Genomic DNA, 361 nt, shown 5'->3' with positions numbered 1-361 from the left:
AATCGCTGATGCAGGTACACCATTGGCAAGTATCACGCTCTCAACTTTGCTTGATGCTCCTGCTGTTACCTGGGACTGTGGGTTATTAACTTGAAGTTGTCCTACCGAACCAGAATTATTTAGCGCCACTGATCCAGAACCATTCACTATCATACTAGCAATATCTGCACTACCAACCACTGTTATCGGACTTGCGCTCGCTACAACAACCTGCTGAACAGTTCCCTGCACGTTCACTGTTTGTGCACCATCATTAATCGTCATTTGTTGTATCTTCGCTGTCGGGTCTGCTTCAATCGTTGCATTCGTTCTTACATCCAGATTATGTATCGTTGTACTGCCTGAAGAAACAACATGTACG

The 361-nt window shown here is 44.9% G+C and carries 1 protein-coding gene; it reads right to left on the bottom strand.

What is annotated here, in order from left to right; translation table 11 throughout:
* Positions 1 to 361, bottom strand: a 361-nt coding sequence (locus tag LKX83_RS32090) for a hypothetical protein (protein WP_227887319.1), incomplete at both ends; no start/stop codon positions are given.

It is taken from the genome of Cohnella baijiui (genome assembly GCF_020731285.1).
GTDB lineage: Bacteria > Bacillota > Bacilli > Paenibacillales > Paenibacillaceae > Cohnella.
This window is presented reverse-complemented; position numbering and strand designations above follow the sequence as displayed.